Origin of the sequence: Streptomyces sp. NBC_00659 (assembly GCF_036226925.1) — a bacterium.
Lineage (GTDB): Bacteria > Actinomycetota > Actinomycetes > Streptomycetales > Streptomycetaceae > Streptomyces.
Genome location: NZ_CP109031.1, coordinates 3,849,120 through 3,866,578, shown reverse-complemented (window position 1 = coordinate 3,866,578; position 17,459 = coordinate 3,849,120). Strand labels below are relative to the sequence as shown.

Annotated in this window: 16 protein-coding genes; 10 read left to right on the top strand and 6 right to left on the bottom strand. The window is 71.7% G+C overall.

From position 1 onward, the window contains the following. Positions 1 to 7 precede the first annotated feature (7 nt). From OG410_RS16660 to OG410_RS16650, 3 genes are all read right to left on the bottom strand, one after another. Complete coding sequence (locus tag OG410_RS16660) at positions 8 to 1,561, bottom strand: ATP-binding protein (protein WP_329299884.1); 1,554 nt, start codon at positions 1,559 to 1,561, stop codon at positions 8 to 10. A gap of 632 nt (positions 1,562 to 2,193) precedes the next feature. Beyond that, on the bottom strand, positions 2,194 to 3,210 hold the full coding sequence (locus tag OG410_RS16655; protein WP_329299883.1) for an SEC-C domain-containing protein: 1,017 nt from the start codon (positions 3,208 to 3,210) through the stop codon (positions 2,194 to 2,196). Positions 3,211 to 3,386: 176 nt separating this feature from the next. Continuing rightward, positions 3,387 to 4,862, bottom strand: coding sequence for a beta-1,6-galactanase (locus OG410_RS16650; RefSeq protein ID WP_329299882.1), 1,476 nt, complete (start codon positions 4,860 to 4,862; stop codon positions 3,387 to 3,389). A 329-nt stretch (positions 4,863 to 5,191) separates the two neighbouring features. Here OG410_RS16650 and OG410_RS16645 point away from each other — a divergent pair, with 329 nt between their 5' ends. After that, positions 5,192 to 6,007, top strand: a complete 816-nt coding sequence (locus tag OG410_RS16645) for a class E sortase (RefSeq protein WP_329299880.1) — start codon at positions 5,192 to 5,194, stop codon at positions 6,005 to 6,007. Positions 6,008 to 6,153: 146 nt separating this feature from the next. On the opposite strand, the gene OG410_RS16640 is transcribed toward OG410_RS16645, so the two are convergent. Continuing rightward, positions 6,154 to 7,569 carry an MFS transporter gene (locus OG410_RS16640; protein ID WP_329299879.1) on the bottom strand — a complete coding sequence of 472 codons (1,416 nt, stop codon included), beginning with the start codon at positions 7,567 to 7,569 and terminating at the stop codon, positions 6,154 to 6,156. 181 nt (positions 7,570 to 7,750) lie between these two features. Here OG410_RS16640 and OG410_RS16635 point away from each other — a divergent pair, with 181 nt between their 5' ends. From OG410_RS16635 to OG410_RS16620, 4 genes are all read left to right on the top strand, one after another. Next, on the top strand, positions 7,751 to 8,338 hold the full coding sequence (locus tag OG410_RS16635; protein ID WP_329299878.1) for a winged helix-turn-helix transcriptional regulator: 588 nt from the start codon (positions 7,751 to 7,753) through the stop codon (positions 8,336 to 8,338). 45 nt (positions 8,339 to 8,383) lie between these two features. After that, a complete protein-coding gene (locus OG410_RS16630) occupies positions 8,384 to 8,692 on the top strand; it encodes a DUF6412 domain-containing protein (RefSeq protein WP_329299877.1) in 309 nt (102 codons plus the stop codon). Between the two features lie 187 nt (positions 8,693 to 8,879). Continuing rightward, entirely contained in the window at positions 8,880 to 9,635 is a 756-nt protein-coding gene (locus tag OG410_RS16625) for a YidC/Oxa1 family membrane protein insertase (RefSeq protein ID WP_329304146.1), read from the top strand. 132 nt (positions 9,636 to 9,767) lie between these two features. Beyond that, positions 9,768 to 10,625, top strand: a complete 858-nt coding sequence (locus OG410_RS16620) for a fumarylacetoacetate hydrolase family protein (protein ID WP_329299876.1) — start codon at positions 9,768 to 9,770, stop codon at positions 10,623 to 10,625. 161 nt (positions 10,626 to 10,786) lie between these two features. Here OG410_RS16620 and OG410_RS16615 read toward each other — a convergent pair whose 3' ends face one another. Both OG410_RS16615 and OG410_RS16610 read right to left on the bottom strand, forming a co-directional pair. Next, positions 10,787 to 11,272 carry a heme-degrading domain-containing protein gene (locus OG410_RS16615; RefSeq protein WP_329299875.1) on the bottom strand — a complete coding sequence of 162 codons (486 nt, stop codon included), beginning with the start codon at positions 11,270 to 11,272 and terminating at the stop codon, positions 10,787 to 10,789. Beyond that, the gene (locus tag OG410_RS16610; RefSeq protein ID WP_329299873.1) at positions 11,269 to 12,360 is read right to left on the bottom strand and encodes a Gfo/Idh/MocA family oxidoreductase; all 1,092 of its coding nucleotides are present in this window, start codon (positions 12,358 to 12,360) and stop codon (positions 11,269 to 11,271) included. The genes OG410_RS16615 and OG410_RS16610 overlap by 4 nt, the downstream gene beginning before the upstream one ends. Before the next feature lie 318 nt (positions 12,361 to 12,678). Between OG410_RS16610 and OG410_RS16605 the strand changes: the two genes are divergently transcribed. The 5 genes from OG410_RS16605 (at position 12,679) to OG410_RS16585 (ending at position 17,459) form a co-directional block, all read left to right on the top strand. Beyond that, entirely contained in the window at positions 12,679 to 13,830 is a 1,152-nt protein-coding gene (locus OG410_RS16605; RefSeq protein WP_443063891.1) for an ROK family transcriptional regulator, read from the top strand. A 484-nt stretch (positions 13,831 to 14,314) separates the two neighbouring features. After that, complete coding sequence (locus OG410_RS16600) at positions 14,315 to 15,202, top strand: hypothetical protein (RefSeq protein ID WP_329299872.1); 888 nt, start codon at positions 14,315 to 14,317, stop codon at positions 15,200 to 15,202. A gap of 113 nt (positions 15,203 to 15,315) precedes the next feature. Continuing rightward, positions 15,316 to 16,095 carry an HAD-IIA family hydrolase gene (locus OG410_RS16595; RefSeq protein WP_328669304.1) on the top strand — a complete coding sequence of 260 codons (780 nt, stop codon included), beginning with the start codon at positions 15,316 to 15,318 and terminating at the stop codon, positions 16,093 to 16,095. A 142-nt stretch (positions 16,096 to 16,237) separates the two neighbouring features. Next, positions 16,238 to 16,792 carry a hypothetical protein gene (locus OG410_RS16590; RefSeq protein ID WP_329304144.1) on the top strand — a complete coding sequence of 185 codons (555 nt, stop codon included), beginning with the start codon at positions 16,238 to 16,240 and terminating at the stop codon, positions 16,790 to 16,792. A 1-nt stretch (position 16,793) separates the two neighbouring features. Then, a complete protein-coding gene (locus tag OG410_RS16585) occupies positions 16,794 to 17,459 on the top strand; it encodes a class F sortase (protein ID WP_329299871.1) in 666 nt (221 codons plus the stop codon).

The window sequence follows — 17,459 nt, the reverse complement described above, 5'->3', positions numbered from 1 at the left end:
GCAGGTGTCAGGAGAGTGGCTGCGCACGCCGGATGCGCTGCGCTTCCGCTGAGGACAAGAGGATGGTATTCCAGTAGTCCAAGCGGTCTTGACGGCTGCGCTCCCAGCGCCCGAGCCCGAAGCAGTCCTCAAGAAGCAGATACAGCAGGGTCTTTGTCACGGGAGCGTCATTCGCTCCACCATGCCTGCCGTCGTTGAAGTCGTCCCGGTAGGTCCTGTTGAGGATGACCGTATTGTTCTCGCGGTCTAGGCCGAAGAACTGGTCGCGGGGAAGAGTGCCCCACGTGAAGGTGATCGGCTCTTCGCCCGGCTTCTCCGGCAACTCTTCCTTGATGATGCGCTTGACCCTGGGATCCAGACCCTTCCCCGGGGGAGTGACGGGCTTGCGTACGATCTCGTTACGCCTCGAACCGTCTCTGTAGGCAGTCTCGGCGTCGGCCAGGAAACTCCGGAAGTGGCTTCCCCTGGAGTCAGTCGCCTTGTCCAGGCCGTCCGTGAAGGCCGGAGTGACGGTGACTCTCTCCTTCTTCACATCGAGGCTCAGGACGTTGTTCTCGCGAGACGGAAGATCTACGGCGACGCGCGCTAGAACATGGTGCCCCTCCGGATTCCTCCAGCCATTCCACCCTCCCGCCTGCACGAGGCGGTCGTTCCGGTAGAAGTAGAAACCTTGCCTTTCGGCGAGCGAGCCGATCTGACGGAAGCCCGCCTGCTTGGACTTGGCCTGCCAGATGTGAGCGGTCAGGCGGAGGTCTCCCAGCCCTTCCACCGGGGCTGTGAAGTCTCTGGGGTAGCCCGCCTTGCCCGGCACCTTGTACCCGAAGGGGTCCAGGGCCTCAACAGCGATGTGATCCACTTCCTCGCCCAGGCCTTGCTCTCCGCTTCCCACATCCCACACGGCGATGTCGAGCCGGAGGCCCCGCTGTAGATACCGGTGGAGGTAGAGGCCGAGGTGGGTCTCAAGGCGGGCAATGGCCTTCGACAGGAACTGGTCGCTTTGGCCGCGCGCGACCGTCTCGAAGGCCCGCACGCCATCCCAGCGCACGATCGTTCCCTGCCACTCGATGATCCCGTCGTAACGGTCTACGAGATCCTGCGCGTACCGTGGGTCGACGGTGTCGCAGCGGAAGCTGTCTGCGATGCCCTCGGCCGTGAGGCGGCGCCCCGCAGCGCGGCTTCGCCTGGTGCGGCTGGCTATGGTGAGTGAAGAGGCGTGAGAAAGCGAAGCGGCTTTCAGGCCGGTGCCGTACATACCGAGGGCGCGCTCACCGTAGTCACGGCGGTGCCCCACCGTCATCGCAGCGTCGAGCCCTTCTTCGTCCATGCCCTTGCCGTTGTCGATGACCAGCAGCGTGAGGATCCGGCCGGCGTCACGCAGGAAGTGGACGACGATCTTGTTGGCTTCGGCGTCGATGGAGTTGTCGATGAGGTCAGCGACAGCGACCTCGAAGCCATAGCCCTGATTGGTCAGAGCCCTTCCGTAGCCCGCATCTGGCGGCAGGTGCGTGCTGCCGGTCGTGGGGACGTCGTATTGCCAGTTGGCGCTGGACTGGTAAGGCATGCTTCCTCAAATGCACAGGTCAGGGCCTGCTTCACGAGTAGCAGCCCCTTACATCCAACAGGCGGAGAGTGTGACCGTACTGCAAAGGTTGGACATAGAGGGAGGTGGATGGCGAACAGGGGCGATAAGTCCCTTATTTGATAGAGGCTTTGGCCACGGATGTTCTTCATTTATCCGTGCTTTGCAGGCATCACGGATTTGGGTCGGATCATGTGGATCCGGCTGATTCTGGGTGGGGTTTGTCAGAGGAGTGCCCACACCGTCAACCGCGCTCCGAACGAACAGAGCAGCAACCCGTTCATCACGTACGTTCCGGGGTTGAACGTCTGCTGTGTGCGTACCACGACCACCCGGCATGGGTTCTGCGGGTCGTATCGCGCCACCACCTCGAAGCCCACCCCCAGCGAGTGTTGATCCGCGTTGAGTGGAGCTCGGCGGTAAGCCTGGTTCCTCAGGCCCGTGGACGACCTCGCTCTTCGTGAGGGAGCCCCGCATGCCTCTGTGCTCACGCAGGCCCCGGCGGACGACATGGAGGCCATAAGCCAGCCACCCGGCCGCGAATGAGGAGGGCGAACGTCAGCCAAGGCTGGGACATGTCCGCCCCCCATCGGTGCTCCTGAAGTCTGGTGCTGCTACGCCCCCACGCCGTGGCACTCCCCATAAGAGACCCCCGACCCGCACCAGCACTCGCTCGTCCGCTGCGGCGGCCAGGCGACCGCCAGCCCCCGGGCCGCCAGGGTCGTCGCGTACTGGGGGAGCAGGGTCGTGTCCGAGGGGGAGGAGGCCTCCGAGGCGGCGAAGGCCTCGTAGGAGGGGACCGTGGCGGTGACGATGCCGAGGTTCGGGGTGCCGGAGCCGGCCAGTTCGCGCAGGGACGCCTCTATCGTCGCGAGGTGCTCGTCGTGGGACGGGTACTCGGCGATGAGATCCGGGTACGCGGTGGTCAGTTCCGTGAGTTCGGGGGCCGACCAGTGCAGGACCGCCACCGGGAAGGGGCGCGACAGGGCCTCGCGGTACGTGCCCAGTTCGGCCTGGAGGCGGCTGATCTCGGCCTGGAGTTCCGCCGGGTTGTCCGAGCCGAGGGACCAGACGCGCTTCGGGTCGTGGAGTTCGTCCAGGGAGATCGGGGACGAGTGCAGGGTGTCGGCCAGGGCGTCCCACTCGTCGTGCGCCGCGCCCAGCATGCGGCGCACCCGGTGACGTCCGAACAGGAGGGGGAGCGTGGAGTAGGGGGGTTCCGGGACGTCCGTCAGGAGCAGGGTCGTTCCCTCGGTGAAGGTGTCCTGTGCCGCTTCCAACTCGTCGTGCGACTCCAGGGCCTCCGCCACGATCACCCAGGGGGCCGGGTCGCGGGGCGCCGCCGCCCGGACCCCGTCGATGATCGCGCGGGCCTCGGCCTCGTGGCCGTACTCCCACAGGTTCGACGCCTTGAGGGCGCGGACGAGATACGGCTTCTCCAGGGGAGTGTCCGAGGCGAGCAGGCGGTCGTAGAGGGTGGTGGCGCCGGGGCGGTCGCCGGCCAGTTCGAGGTGGGCCGCGGCCTGCAGGAGCAGGTGCTCGGCGTCCTCCGGGTACAGGCCGGCGGTCCGCTCCAGGCGAGCCGCTTCGGCGGTGTGGTCGACGTTCTCGGCAGGCGTGTCGGGGCGCATGGGGGACACCGTACTGCCGCCGGGCCACCAAGGAGAGAGACCTGCTGGCCAGAGACACGGGAGTCCCCGATGGCATATTTCACGTTGAGTTCGTTGCGTTCGTTGCTTCGATGTGTCGCCCGGGTGGCGGTCAGCCGTCCGCGGCGGCCCGCGCCATCGAGGCGCTCAGTCCCGCCTCACACCACGACCCCGTCCACCTGCAGCGTCTGCACCGCCCCCGCCGCGAACGCCACCGCCAGGGACTTGCCGCCGAGGTAGGTGTCCGAGTGGGCGGTGTAGAGGTCGCCGCCGCCGGACGTCAGGGTGTTCCAGCGGGGGACCAGGCCGCCCGTGCCGCCGGAGACCGTGGTGAAGCGGGAGAGGTCGAAGGTCAGGGTCTGGGCCGACGTGGCCTTGTTCGCCGCGACGATCACCAGGCGCTTCGCCGTCGCGTCGTACGCCGCCACCGCGTAGTCCACGCCCGTGTCCACGATCGTCATGCCCGGGCGGATGTGGCGGCTGAACTGGGCCATCACATAGAGCTTCGTCTCGACCGCGCCGGCCGTCAGGGTGCTCGCGTCGTACTTGATCATGCCCCAGCCCGCCGTCGGGTCCATCACCTGCCAGTAGACCCAGGCGGTCGGGTGCAGCCAGCGGAAGTCGAGGAGGAGGTTGCTCGCCAGGGTCAGGCCGGTGCCGTCCCCGTCGCCGTACTCGGAGTTCCACAGGGCTTTGCCGGACGACGTCACGGCGTCCGTGTAGAGAAGGTCCCGGCGTCCGCCCGAACCCTGGTAGCCGTGCACGTTGACCCGGTTGACCAGGGCCTTGGTCGTCGAGCTGAAGGAGCTCCACGTCGTACGGGCCAGGTCGTAGCTCGTCTCGTCCGACGCGGAGATCCTGGTGGACGTGAGGCCCCGTGCGTTCAACTCGCTTCGGAGGTAGGGGAGTACGGCCGACTGGACGGAGGCGTCCATGTGGCAGCCCTCCTGGGTGCCGGTGGACGTCCACCAGCTGGAGGAGGGCTCGTTGAACGCGTCCACGGTGGCGAAGTTCACGCCCCAGTTCGTCTTCGCGTAGAGGGCGACCGCCGCGAGGTGGGAGGCGTGCTGGCGGTAGTTCCAGGACTGGAGGTTGTTGCCGCCGCCGGACGCGCCCGACGGGTTGTGGTTCAGGCACATCCACCACATGGGGGAGTTGGCGAACAGCTCGCTCGTCGCGCCGCGCGCCGTCGCCTTGGTGAGGGCCGCGCGCTGGGTGGCGTCCGCCGTCCACTTCCAGGCCGAGGACGTCGGGTCCTCGTTGTTCCAGTCCTGCCAGTAGCCCTCGATCTGCTTGAAGGAGGGGATGTTGGCGGAAGCGGTCATGGTCTCGCCGCCCACGGTGTTCCAGCTGCACGCGCCGAGGTTGTAGCGGGCGATGGTCAGTCCGAGACCCGGGCGCGAAGCGCCGTTGTACGTCGTCGACTTGGTGGTGAAGAAGAGGTCGGCGAAGTCGTCGCGGGCGCCGAAGACGTTGGCCCACCACGCCAGGGACGTGCCCCACCCCTCCCATTTCCCGTACGTCGTGGCCGGGTTGACGGCGATCGTCGCGTCCGCGCGGGCCGTGCCCGTCGCCAGGGCGCCGCCGAGGACCGTACCGCCCGCGGCGGCCAGAAGTGTTCTGCGTCGGATCATGGCTGGCTTCTCCGTCCGTCTCGGCGCAACTCACGCTGATCGCAACGGAGTTGGCCGTGGCTGTCGACTCGACTTCGAACTCGGTCGCCGGGGTGTTCCCGCCGGCGCTTGCCCGTCCCGCTGATGCCATCAGGAAGCATCGGGTGTGACGCCTGAGGTTGTCGAGGGTTGTGACAGCCCTTTCTAAAACCGGTGGAGGAAGCCCCGGCGGGGGGCGCTGAAGGGTGCCGGAGAGTGCCGGAGGAGTGCCCGTTACGGACAGGAGTCGCGCGGGGCTGGTGAGTTGGCGGGCCGGCGCCTATCGTGCGCCCGGCGAAGGGGGCGTAAGGATGCGGGCTCCGGGGGTCGTGCACCACGGCACGCGGCGACGGCGCGCCGCGTACCGGCGAGCGGTCTGGAGCGGCGCCGAGGTGCTCGTCACCGTCGGAGTGGTGCTGCTCCTCCTGGTCGCGCACCAGCTGTGGTGGACCAACCGGCAGGCGCGGCACGGCGCCGAGCGCAAGGTGCAGGCGCTGGAGCGGGAGTGGGGGACCCCGGCGCCCGGGAGTGCCGACCCCGACGCGAGCGCCGCTTCCGGTGCCGGGGGGACCGGGGGCGGTGAGGCCGACGACGGGAAGAGCGGCGCGGGACAGCCGGCGGGGCGACACTCCTCGTCCGGATCCGGGGGTGGCGACGGCGCCCGGCAACCCCGTTGGTCACAGGCCTACGCCGTCCTCGGCATTCCGCGGCTCTCCCTGCGGGTACCGGTCGCGGAGGGCGTCAGCAAGGCGGGCGTCCTCGACAAGGGCTACGTCGGCCACTACAAGGGCACCCAACAGCCGGGGCAGGCCGGGAACTTCGCTCTCGCCGGACACCGGAACACGCACGGGGAGCCGTTCCGGTACCTCCCGAGGCTCCGGCGCGGTGACACGATCACCGTCGAGACGAAGGCCGCCGTCTACACGTACACCGTCGACCGGACGCTTCCGCAGACCTCCTCGCGGGACGTCGGGGTGATCCGCCCGGTGCCGCGCAGCACCGTCCGGCCCTCGTACGGGTACAGCCGGCCCGGGTACTACATCACGCTCACCACGTGCACCCCCGACTACACCTCCCGGTACCGCATGGCGGTGTGGGGGAAGCTCACCTCCATGCGGCCCCGCTGACGAACGCGGGCTCCGCCCCGGTCACGTCGGCCGGGCTCCGTCGGTCCAGCCCGTCGGGTTCCGTCGGTCACGTCGGCGGGGCTTCACCGGTCAAGCCCGCCGGGCTTCGTCACCGTCGAACGCGGGTTCCGCCAGGTACGGCCGGGTCACGCCCGCTCCCGCAGGATCAGAACGCTTGCCGCGGCCACCGCCGCGAGCCCGGCCGACACGACGATCGCGATGTTCGCGCCGTGCGCCGGTCCGCCGGCGGTGGTGACCAGGGCGATCGTGAGGGCGACCCCGGCGCACGAACCGATGTAGCGGAACGTCTGCTGGGCGCCCGAGCCCATCGCCGTGCGGGTCGCGGGCACGGATTCGACGGCCAGCAGGGGCAGCGCGGCGTTCAGCAGGCCGCTGCCCACCCCGGAGAGCACGAAGCCCGGGAGCAGGCGGAGCCAGGAGCCGGAGCCGATCGCGCCGAGCATCGTCAGGACACCGGCCGCGTGCAGCGCGAAACCGAGGGCGAGCTGATGGCGGTGCGAGACCCGGCCGGCGAGACGGCGGGCCTGGAGGGCGACCGTGAAGGCGAGGCCGGACCACAGCAGGAACAACCACGCCGTGTCCATGGCGGACATCCCGAGCGTCCGCTGGAGCAGCGCCGGCAGGAAGCTGAACAGGCCGATCACCGCGAGGCCCGTGAAGAGCCCGCCCGCCGACGAGACGAGGAAGCGGCGGTGCCGGAGCAGACCGAGGTCGATCATGGGAGTTCCGCTGCGGCGTTCGACGGCGACGAACGCGGCCATCAGGACGAGGAACGCGGCCGTCAGCAGGCCCACCGGCGCGCGCAGCCAGCCGTCGCGGCCGAGCGTCAGCGCCGCCACCAGCGACACCAGCGCGAGGCCGAAGGTCAGCGCCCCCGCGAGGTCGGGCCGGCCGCCGCGTGGTGCGCGGGACTCGGTCAGGGCGCGGGTTCCGAGGAGGGCGACGACCAGGGCGGCGGCGCCCAGGACGGCGTACGCCATCCGCCAGTTCCAGCTTGCCAGGGCCCCCGCGAGGAGCGGGCCCGCGGCGATTCCGCCGCTGACGAACGCGCCCCACACCCCCGTCGCGCGCAGCCGCCCGCGCGGGGTCGGGAAGGCATGCACGATCAGGCCCAGGCTGCTCGCGAGGATCGCCGCGCTCGCCGCTCCCTGCGCTATGCGGGTCAGGGTGAACAGCCAGGTGGAGCCCGCGAGCGCGCCCAGGGCGGTGGTGAGGCCGAGGGCGACGGTGCCGGCCAGGAAGATCCGGCGGCGGCCGTAGTCGTCCGCGAGACTGCCCGCGACCAGGAGCAGCGCGGCCAGGCCCAGCGGGGTGCCGTTGAGCAGCCAGGCCTGGGCGGAGACCGAGGTGTGCAGCGCGGCCGCGGTGTCGGGGAGCGTGACCATCGGGGCCGTGTACGTCATCAGGGCCACGGCGGTGGCGGCGCTGGTGAGGGCGAGGGTCGGGGTGGCCCGCGGAGCGGTTTTCGCCGGGGCGGCCGGAGAGACGCCGGTGGCGTGTGCGGGCCGCGTGCTGGTGTCGGGCCGGTCGAGCCGGGTCATGGGCTGTCTTCGCTTCCGTGGGTCGGTTCAGGCGGGTCGGGCCGGGAGGGCCGGTTCGGGGTTGGTCGGGCGGGTTGATCCGTTCAGTAGGTTCGGTCATTGAACCTTAAGTCTGTGTAGACGATAACACCTAGGTTCGTTCAATGAACCAACATGTCGGAAAGTGGCTACAGTGGAGGGCATGGCTCTGGGCAAGGACTACGCGACGCAGGAGTGCTCGATCGCCCGCGCGCTGGAGGTCGTCGGCGAGCGCTGGACGCTTCTGGTCATCCGCGACGCGCTCTACGGCGTACGGCGCTACAACGATTTCCTCGTGCACCTCGGCATCCCGAGGGCCGTGCTCGCGTCCCGTCTCCAGGCGCTCACCGCCGAGGGGATCCTCGAGAAGCGCCGCTATCAGGAGTCGCCGCCGCGTGACGAGTACGTCCTGACCGACCGCGGTGTCGCCCTGTGGCCCACGCTGCGTTCGCTCGGCCTGTGGGGCCGCGAGCACTTCGGCGAGAGCCGCCTGCGCTACTTCCGGCACGCGGCCTGCGGCACGGAACTCGGCCCGTACGGCGAGTGCCCCCGCTGCGCCTTGGTCGTGCCCGTCCCAGACGTCGAGATGACGCCGGGCCCCGGACTCGACCGGGATCCGGCGGATCCGGTCAGCCGGGCCCTGCTCGGGCCGAGGCGGCTGCTGGAGCCGGTCGACACGGATCGCGGTTCGCATGGTGTGGCGGACGCCGCGTCCGGTCCCGGGCGGTCCGCCGAGAAGCATCCTGTATAACGAACGGAGGGACACGCGCACCACGTACGAGAGGAGGAGCGGTCGATGACCCGGACCTGGGCCGACGCCCGCCCCGCCGCCGTACTGCTGCTCCTGCTCCTCGAGGTCGCCCTGCTCGACACGGGCACCCTCACCGCCACCGTCGCGGTCGCCGCGACGGCCGCGGCCGGGTCCGCCTTCGCGGCCTGCTCCCTCATCGTGGCGCGCTGCGCGCCCGTCGTGCCGCCCACCCGGGTCCGTACGGCCATCCGCGACCGTGACCGCCGCACGGCCTTCCTGCCGCAACGCGATCCCGACGCCAGCGGACGGCCGCGCCCCAGGGCGCCCGGACACGCCCTCCCGGCGACCGCGTAGGCACCCCTCCACTCCACCCGGGCGGCTTCCGCCCCGGGTGGCCCCCGCTCCTGGTGACCCACCCCGAGACTTCCGGTGGTTCGCCCCGAGTGGTACTCCGCCACAGGTGCCCCGCGCGGGTCGTCATGCCGCATTCCGTAGTCACGGCACGACGAGACCCCCGGAGGGCTCACGCATGTCCACGTTCATGTCCGTTTTCGCGCACCTGGTCGAGCACATCGCCGACCTGCTCCAGCCGCTGTTCCATGGCTCGGCGGCCGCCGCCGCGATCGTCCTGTTCACCGCGCTCGTACGCCTGCTCGTGCATCCCCTGTCGCGGGCGGCGGCGCGCGGACAGCGGGCGCAGGCGGCGCTCCGGCCGCGGATCGCCGAGCTGAAGAAGGAACACGGCAAGGACCGCGAGAAGTTCCAGAAGGCGCTGATGGAGCTGCACGCCGAGGAGAAGGTGTCGCCGCTCTCCGGATGCCTGCCCAGCCTGCTCCAGATGCCGGCCTTCTTCCTCCTCTACCACCTGTTCTCCAGCTCGACGATCGGCGGCGGGGCCAACACCCTGCTCGGGCACACGCTGTTCGCCGCACCGCTCGGGGGCCGGTGGGCGGACGCGCTCGGCGACGGCGGGCTCTTCGGGCCGGCCGGTCTCGTCTACCTGGCTCTCTTCGCCGTCGTCACGGCCGTGGCCGGTTTCAACTACGTGCGCACGAAGCGGACGACCGTCGTCGCCGCGCCCGTGGCGGGTGAGGCCGGGAGCGAGCAGGCGGCCGCTCTCGCCTCGGTCGCCAAGATCATGCCGTTCATGTCCTTCTTCACGCTGTTCACCGTGGCCGTGGTGCCGCTGGCGGCCGCGCTGTACGTGGTGACCAGCGCGACCTGGAGCGCGGTGGAGCGGGCGGTGCTCTACCGGGACATGCCGGGGGCGGCGCCCGCGGCCGCGGCCCTCGCCTGACGGAGCCTTCCGTCGTCGGTCCAGTCCGTGAACGGGGTCTTGCGGACTGGACCGTGAGCTTGGAGGATCGCACGGTCCTCCGACGGCCGCACCCGTCGGCCGGACAGCCCGCGACCGAGGGAGACGGTGACCATGAAGCTGCTGCGAGTCGGTACGGCCGGGGCGGAGCGGCCCGCGCTGCTCGACGCCGAGGGGATCCTCCGGGACCTGTCGGGACTGGTCGCCGACATCGACGGGGCGCTGCTCGCCGACGACGCGGCACTCGGCCGGATCCGGTCCGCCGCGGCGGCCGGTGAGCTGCCCGCGCTGGACGCGGACGGCCTGCGCGTGGGACCGCCGCTGGCCCGGATCGGCAAGGTCGTGTGCATCGGGCTGAACTACCACGACCACGCCCGCGAGACCGGGGCCGAGCCGCCCACCGAGCCGGTGATCTTCTTCAAGGCGGCGGACACCGTGGTCGGGCCGAACGACACGGTGCTCGTGCCGCGCGGGTCGGTGAAGACCGACTGGGAGGTCGAGCTGGCCGTCGTCATCGGCCGCACCGCCCGCTACCTGGAGTCCCGGGAGGAGGCGCTCGCGCATGTCGCCGGGTACGCGGTGGCGCACGACGTCTCCGAGCGAGAGTTCCAGATCGAGCGCGGCGGCACCTGGGACAAGGGCAAGAACTGCGAGACGTTCAACCCGCTGGGGCCGTGGCTGGTGACCGCGGACGAGATCCCGGACCCGCAGGCGCTGTCGCTACGGCTCTGGGTGAACGGTGAGCTCAAGCAGGACGGTACGACGGCCGAGCAGATCTTCCCGGTCGCCGAGGTCGTCCGGTACGTCAGCCGGTTCATGACCCTGTACCCGGGGGATGTCATCAACACCGGTACACCCGCCGGGGTGGCGCTCGGCCGGCCCGAGCCGAAGCCGTTCCTGCGGGCGGGTGACGTCGTCGAGCTGGAGATCGAGGGGCTGGGGCGGCAGCGGCAGGAGCTCGCCGACGCGTGAGCGCTCCGCTTGGTTCGCGGTTCGGGTCCGTTGGGGTCGGGGGGCGTTCTTCGCTGCGGGTGGATTGTGGTTGCTCGCGCAGTTCCTCGCGCCCCTGACGGGGCTGCGCTGTGGTTGGTCGTACAGTCCCCGCGCCTCTCACGGGCGCGGGGACCGATGCGCTACCGGGCCAGGAGTGTCTCCAGGGCCTCCACCACCATCTTGTGGTCCTCGACCTGGGGCAGGCCCGAGACCACCACGGTGCCGATGACGCCCGCGCCCGTCACGGCGATCGGGAACGCGCCCCCGTGGGCCGCGTACGTGTCGGGGTCGAGGCGCGAGGACTCCTCGAAGGTCGTGCCCTTGGCGCGGAAGCGCGAGCCGACCAGCAGTGAGGAGCACCCGTACCGCTCGACGACGCGGCGCTTGCGGTCGATCCAGGCGTCGTTGTCCGGGGTGGAACCCGGCAGCGCCGCGTGGAAGAGCTGCTGGCCACCGCGTCGGATGTCGACGGCGACCGGCGCTTCGCGCTCGCGGGCGAGTCCGACCAGGAGCGTGCCGAGGGCCCAGGCGTCGTCGTGGGTGAAGCCCGGGAGCGTCAGCCGGCGCTCCTGCTCCTCCAGCTCGGCGATGAGCTCGGCGATCTCCGGTGCGACGGGCGCGTTCACAGGGACACCACCACGGACTCGCGGGCGGAGCGGCGGGCCGCTTCCAGGACGTCCAGGGCGGCGGCGGCCTCGTGGGCGGTGACCGGGTTCGGGCCGCCGTCACGGATGGCGGCGGCGACGGCCGCGTAGTACGCGGGGTACGTGCCCGGAACCGTCGGCTCGGGACGGCCGCCACCGGTCAGCGGGGACTCGCCGGAGCCGACGCGGCCCCACAGGGCCTCCGGCTCGACGCCCCACTCGGCGCCGGCGCCGGGGCGCTTGCCGTCGCGCAGGTCGGCCTCCTGCGGGTCGAGGCCGTACTTGACGTAACCGGCCTGCGAGCCGAGGACGCGGAAGCGCGGGCCGAGCTGGGCGGTTGTCGCGGAGGCGAAGAGGTGGGAGCGGACCCCGTTCTCGTGCGTGATCGCGATGAACGTGTCGTCGTCGGTCAGTGCGCCCGGACGGCGGACGTCCGACTCCGCGTACACCGAGGCCGCGGGGCCGAAGAGGACGAGCGCCTGGTCGACGAGGTGGCTGCCGAGGTCGTAGAGCAGACCCCCGATCTCCGCCGGGTCGCCGGACTCGCGCCAGCCGCCCTTCGGCTGCGGGCGCCAGCGCTCGAAACGGGACTCGAAGCGCCAGACGTCGCCCAGCTCGCCGTCGGCGAACAGCTTGCGCAGGGTCAGGAAGTCGTTGTCCCAGCGGCGGTTCTGGAAGACGGAGAGCAGCAGGCCGCGCTCGTCGGCCAGGGCGGCCAGTTCGCGGGCCTCCGCCGCCGTACCGGCGATGGGCTTGTCCACGACCACGGGGAGGCCGGCCTTCAGGGCGGCGGTCGCGATCGGGACGTGGGTCTTGTTCGGGGACGCGATGACGATCAGGTCGAGTTCGTCGGCGCGGTCCAGCAGTTCGTCGGGCGTCGCGGCGAAGCGGAGTCCGTCGCCGAACTCGGCGCGGGCCTGCGCCTGGCGCTCCGGGTTCGAGGTGACGACCGTGTCGAGGGCGAGCCCCTCGGTCGTGGCGATCAGCGGGGCGTGGAAGACGGAACCCGCGAGGCCGTAGCCGACGAGACCCACGCGAAGGGGCGTACCAGTACCAGTCATGCCTGTCATGCGTCCTACTTTCGCAACGCTGTTGCCAAAGTGCAAGCGCGGGGGACAATGGGTGATGTGAACAGGACCAATGCGGGTGGGGCCGGGACGCAGGGGATGCCCGGGAATCCAGGTGTACCCCGGACCTCGGGAGAATGCGCGGATCAGGGCGGGGCCGGGGATGTCGGCGTCTCCGGCCGTCACGGTGTGGGCGACGCCTCCGGCCGTCACGGCGCGGGCGGGGCTTTCGACCGGAACGGTGTGGGCGACGCCTCCGGCCGTCACAGCGCGGGCGGGGCTTCCGGCCGGCAGGGCGTGGGCGGGGCTTCCGGTGTCTTCGTGAACCAGGGTGGCCCCGGGAATCCGGGTTCCGGCGGGGGCGCGGGCGCCGGGGCGGCCGGGGTGAACCTGCCCGCCCTGCGCAGTCACAACGCCGCGCTGGTGCTCGATCTGCTGCGCACGGCCGGGGTCTCCGGCATCAGCCGCCTGGAACTCGCCGAGCGGACCGGGCTGACCCCGCAGGCCGTCAGCAAGATCACCGCGCGGCTGCGGGCGGACGGCCTGGCGACGGAGGCCGGGCGTCTCGCGTCCACGGGCGGCAAACCCCGTACGGTGCTGCGGCTCGTGCCCGACGCCGGGCACGCGGTCGGGCTGCATCTCGACCGGGACGAGCTGACCGCCGTGCTCTGCGATCTCACCGGGGCCGTGGTGGCCGAGCGGCACGCCCCGCTCGATCTGGGGGCCGGGGCCGACGCGGTGGTCGAGGGGGCGGCCGGCGAGGTCTCCGCCCTGCTCGGCGGGGTGTCACCGCTGGGTGTGGGGGTCGCGCTGCCGGGGCCGCTCGACCACAGCCTGGGGGTGCTGCACCGGGTGACGGGTTTCCCGGAGTGGGACGGGTTCGCCCTGCGGGCCGCGCTGGCCGGGCGGCTCGGGCTGCCGGTGGTCGTGGACAAGGACACCAACGCGGCGGCGCTCGGGGTCGCGGTGGGGGCAGGCACCCGGTCCGGCCCCGGCCTCGTGGGCGGCGGGTCCTTCGCGTATCTGCATCTCGGTACGGGTCTGGGCGCCGGGCTCGTGATCGGCGGGGTGGTGCACCGGGGGGCCCGTACCGGGGCCGGGGAGTTCGGACACCAGGTCATCCAGCTGGACGGGCCGATGTGCGAGTGCGGGAACCGCGGCTGCATCGAGGTGCTGTGCCTGGACGCGGTGGGGCGGGGGACCGTGGCCGAGGCCGCTCGGGTGCTCGGCGCCGGCGCGGCGAACCTGGTGGGGCTGCTCGACATCGACCTCGTGCTGCTGGGAGGGCGCACGGTCGCGGCTCACGAGGCGGTCTTCCTCCAGGGTGTCGGGGCCGTCCTGGAGGAACGCGCCCGGCGCGAAGGAGGCGGTCCGGCGGTGCCGGTCCGGGTGGCCCCCGGCGGAGCAAGAGGGGTGGCCGAGGGCGCGGCCCAACTGCTGCTGGCTCCGCTGTTCGGGCGCGGGGAGGGGTGAGCGCGGGGCCGCTCGCGGTGCGTGCTCCGGCCGCGGCGGGTTGACCCGGGCCGATCCGGGCCGGCTCGGCTGTTCGGGTGGGCGGGGATGCTCGTGCGGGGAGGCAGGCACGCGGTGCGTGTTTCGGTTGTGGCGGCCTGTGCTCGGGCCGGCCTCGATCGTCACCTCCCGCGGGGTCGCCGAGATCCGTGGGCTCGCCGAGATCCGTGGGCTCGACGAGGTCCGCGGGGCCGCCGAGATCTGTGGGCTCGACGAGGTTCGCGGGGTCGCCGAGATCCGCAGGGTCTCCGGGGTGGCGGGGGTGTCGAGTCGGCGGGGGTGCCGCCGGACGGTGGGATTCCGGGGCCGAACGGGGGTGACTGCCCGAATGGCGGTCCGGCGGCGGGGGTGCGGCGTGGCAGGGTCGCGAGGCCATTGCCCGGTACCGACTGACGCTTTCGATCCTCCCGATCCCCGCCCCCTCCCGATCGGCCAAAGGCTCCTCATGCGACTGCGTACGTCTCATCCGCTCGCTCCGACTGCCCTCGCCCCGACCGCCCTCGCCCTGTTCGTGACGTTCACTCCGGCCCCGGCGCACGCGCTGGAACCCCGCCCGGACTGTGTCTCGTCCGACACCCACGACTTCCCGATCAGGACCCGGATCCACGGCGGCCCCGACGCCTACCAGGCGGGCGGCGCCTCCGGGACCTGGTACATCGACCTCACCAACACCACGGCGCACGCCTGCGGCGCGATCCATCCGGTCGTCGTCCTCGTGGACGAGAAGCGGGCGCTGCGGCCGGAGCAGGCGCGGCTGGAGTTCTACGAGGGGGAGCGGGCCCATGCGGTGAGATTCGAGCGGAGCGACGAGGCCGAGAACGTGGGACCGTTCGACGACGGCTTCCCCGGGTTCACCGTCGCCCCCGGCCGCACCCTGACGGTGAAGGTGCGGCTCTCCCTGGCCTCCGGCGCGAGCGCCCCGAACTCCGTCGTCGCGAACGCGGCCGTCGTGCAGAAGCACGACGACGACGGCTCCTGGGTGGGGGAGTCGAACGCCTACCGCTTCCGGATCGAGGGCGCCGTCAGGGACAAGGACCCGGAGTCGGGTGACGAGACCGGCACGGGCGCGGACCAGGACGGCACCGCGGACACCGGTGCCGACGCCGGCCTGAGTCCCGGGACCGGTACCGGGACCACCGGTACGGGTGAGGCCCGTACGGACACGGGCAGCGGGACCACCGCCGGGACCGGCACGACGGCGCCGTCCGCCGACCAGCTCGCCAGCACCGGACCCGGCGGAGCGAACCGGCCGGCACTGGCCGCGCTCGCGCTCGTCCTCGTCGCCTTCGGAGCCGGCCTGTTCGCCCTGGCCCGGCGGATGCGCCGGCGCTGACACCCGGACCGGCACCGCACCGTCCTGACTAGGCTGAGGGCGTCGGCACAGTGTCGTTCCGGCGCCCGCGGACCGAGTGCGTACGTACGCCAGGACGGCAGGAGACCCAGCACATGTCAGAGCGCAAGCCGATCGAGTCGTGGCTCACCGACATGGACGGCGTCCTCATCCACGAAGGTGTGCCCATCCCCGGCGCCGACGCCTTCATCAAGAAACTGCGGGAGTCCGGGAAGCCCTTCCTGGTCCTGACGAACAACTCCATCTACACGGCGCGCGACCTGCACGCCAGGCTCAACCGCATGGGCCTGGACGTGCCGGTCGAGAACATCTGGACCTCCGCCCTCGCCACCGCCAAGTTCCTGGACGACCAGCGGCCCGGCGGCACGGCGTACGTCATCGGCGAGGCGGGCCTGACCACCGCGCTGCACGACATCGGGTACGTCCTGACCGACCACGAGCCGGACTACGTGGTCCTCGGCGAGACCCGTACGTATTCCTTCGAGGCCATGACCAAGGCGGTCCGGCTGATCAAGGGCGGCGCCCGCTTCATCGCCACCAACCCGGACGAGACCGGCCCGTCCACCGAGGGCCCGCTGCCGGCCACCGGAGCGGTCGCCGCGCTGATCACCAAGGCCAGCGGCAAGCAGCCGTACTTCGCGGGCAAGCCGAACCCGCTGATGATGCGGACCGGCCTGAACGCCATCGGCGCGCACTCGGAGTCCAGCGCCATGATCGGCGACCGGATGGACACCGACGTGCTGGCCGGTCTGGAGGCGGGGATGCAGACCTTCCTCGTCCTGACCGGGCTGACCACGCCCGAGGAGATCGAGCGGTACCCGTACCGGCCGTCGAAGATCGTCGACTCGATCGCGGACCTGGTCGACCGCGTCTGAGCGGGCGATCCGGGTTCGGGACCGCGTCGAGCCGGTCCAAACCCCCGGCGGCGCGCACGGACCCGTACGGAGCAGTGGCGGCCCCCTGAAGATGCGGGCCGCCGTCCTGAGGGGGAGTCTCCAGTTGTCTGGAGGTTTCACGATGCGCTCGATGCGGCTTACTCTCTGTGCCGGGGCGGTGGTCGCCGCGGCGTTCACGCCCGTCGCGTACGCGGCCGACGCGGGACCGGCCGGTGTCTCCGTGAACCCGGCCTCCCCGGCCGCGGGCAGCGACATCCGGCTGCGGGCCATGGGCTGTGCGGGCCGGACGGGCACCGCGGCGTCGGACGCGTTCGTCTCGGACGCGCGGCTGACCGGCGGGGGCGGCGGCGGACTCGTCGGTGACACCCGCGTCCGTACCGCGCTGCGGCCCGGCGACTACGGCATCCAGGTCGACTGCGACGGTCACCACGAGCGGGTCAAGGGCACGCTCACCGTCCCGGCACGCGACTCCTCCCCGAGCGTCGCCACGCCCGCCTCGCCGGTCGCGCCGGTGAACGCGGGCGGCGGCGGAACCGCCCGCCTCGCCGCGGCGGACGACGCCCACGCGGCCGGACCCGGCACCAGGCAGGCCGTGGTCGGTCTGGTCCTCGCGAGCGTCGCCGCGATCGCCGTGGCGGTCCGCGGCACGCGCCGGGGCAACGACGGCCGCGACTGACATGTCCGAACGGGAGCGTTCCCCCGGCACCGGCCGTCTGCTGACCGGTGTGGCCTGGCTTGTCCTGCTGCTCGGGCTGTGGCTGTGGGGCCGTGAGGTGACGGATCTGCGGCTGGGGACGTCGGCACCGACCACGGGGGACATCGCCGCCGTCGGCCGGCCGCCGGAGGTGCGGCTGCCCCCCGCGCTCAAGCCCCTCGGCAGCGCCCGTCCGCAGCGCGTCGACATTCCCTCGATGGGCGTGCAGGCGCCCGTCGTGGCCCGCGGGCTCGACGGGCGGGGTGCCATCGATCCGCCGCCGTTCGACCAGCCGGGTGTCGTCGGCTGGTACGCGTCGGGGGCGAAGCCGGGGGCCGCGGGGACGGCGCTGATGGTCGGCCACGTCGACACCGAGACCCGGCCCGCGGTCTTCTACCGGCTCAGCACCGTCAAGCCCGGTGACACCGTCCGGGTCATGCGCGACGACGGGACGGTCGCCGAGTTCACCGTGGACGACGTCCAGGTACTGCCGCGTGACCATTTCGATGCCCGGCAGGCTTATGGCGTACGGGAGTCCGGGCGGGCCGAGCTGCGGCTGATCACCTGCGGCGGAACCTTCGACCGGGCCGACCGCAGCTACACGGCGAACGTGGTCGTCTCGGCGTACCTCACGGGGAGCGGGATGTGA

Excerpts from the sequence above, each read along its gene's own strand:
- OG410_RS16660 (WP_329299884.1), bottom strand. The coding sequence starts at position 1,561 with ATGCCTTACCAGTCCAGCGCCAACTGGCAATACGACGTCCCCACGACC.
- OG410_RS16655 (WP_329299883.1), bottom strand. The coding sequence starts at position 3,210 with ATGCGCCCCGACACGCCTGCCGAGAACGTCGACCACACCGCCGAAGCG.
- OG410_RS16650 (WP_329299882.1), bottom strand. The coding sequence starts at position 4,862 with ATGATCCGACGCAGAACACTTCTGGCCGCCGCGGGCGGTACGGTCCTC.
- OG410_RS16645 (WP_329299880.1), top strand. The coding sequence starts at position 5,192 with ATGCGGGCTCCGGGGGTCGTGCACCACGGCACGCGGCGACGGCGCGCC.
- OG410_RS16640 (WP_329299879.1), bottom strand. The coding sequence starts at position 7,569 with ATGACCCGGCTCGACCGGCCCGACACCAGCACGCGGCCCGCACACGCC.
- OG410_RS16635 (WP_329299878.1), top strand. The coding sequence starts at position 7,751 with ATGGCTCTGGGCAAGGACTACGCGACGCAGGAGTGCTCGATCGCCCGC.
- OG410_RS16630 (WP_329299877.1), top strand. The coding sequence starts at position 8,384 with ATGACCCGGACCTGGGCCGACGCCCGCCCCGCCGCCGTACTGCTGCTC.
- OG410_RS16625 (WP_329304146.1), top strand. The coding sequence starts at position 8,880 with ATGTCCGTTTTCGCGCACCTGGTCGAGCACATCGCCGACCTGCTCCAG.
- OG410_RS16620 (WP_329299876.1), top strand. The coding sequence starts at position 9,768 with ATGAAGCTGCTGCGAGTCGGTACGGCCGGGGCGGAGCGGCCCGCGCTG.
- OG410_RS16610 (WP_329299873.1), bottom strand. The coding sequence starts at position 12,360 with ATGACAGGCATGACTGGTACTGGTACGCCCCTTCGCGTGGGTCTCGTC.
- OG410_RS16600 (WP_329299872.1), top strand. The coding sequence starts at position 14,315 with ATGCGACTGCGTACGTCTCATCCGCTCGCTCCGACTGCCCTCGCCCCG.
- OG410_RS16595 (WP_328669304.1), top strand. The coding sequence starts at position 15,316 with ATGTCAGAGCGCAAGCCGATCGAGTCGTGGCTCACCGACATGGACGGC.
- OG410_RS16590 (WP_329304144.1), top strand. The coding sequence starts at position 16,238 with ATGCGCTCGATGCGGCTTACTCTCTGTGCCGGGGCGGTGGTCGCCGCG.
- OG410_RS16585 (WP_329299871.1), top strand. The coding sequence starts at position 16,794 with ATGTCCGAACGGGAGCGTTCCCCCGGCACCGGCCGTCTGCTGACCGGT.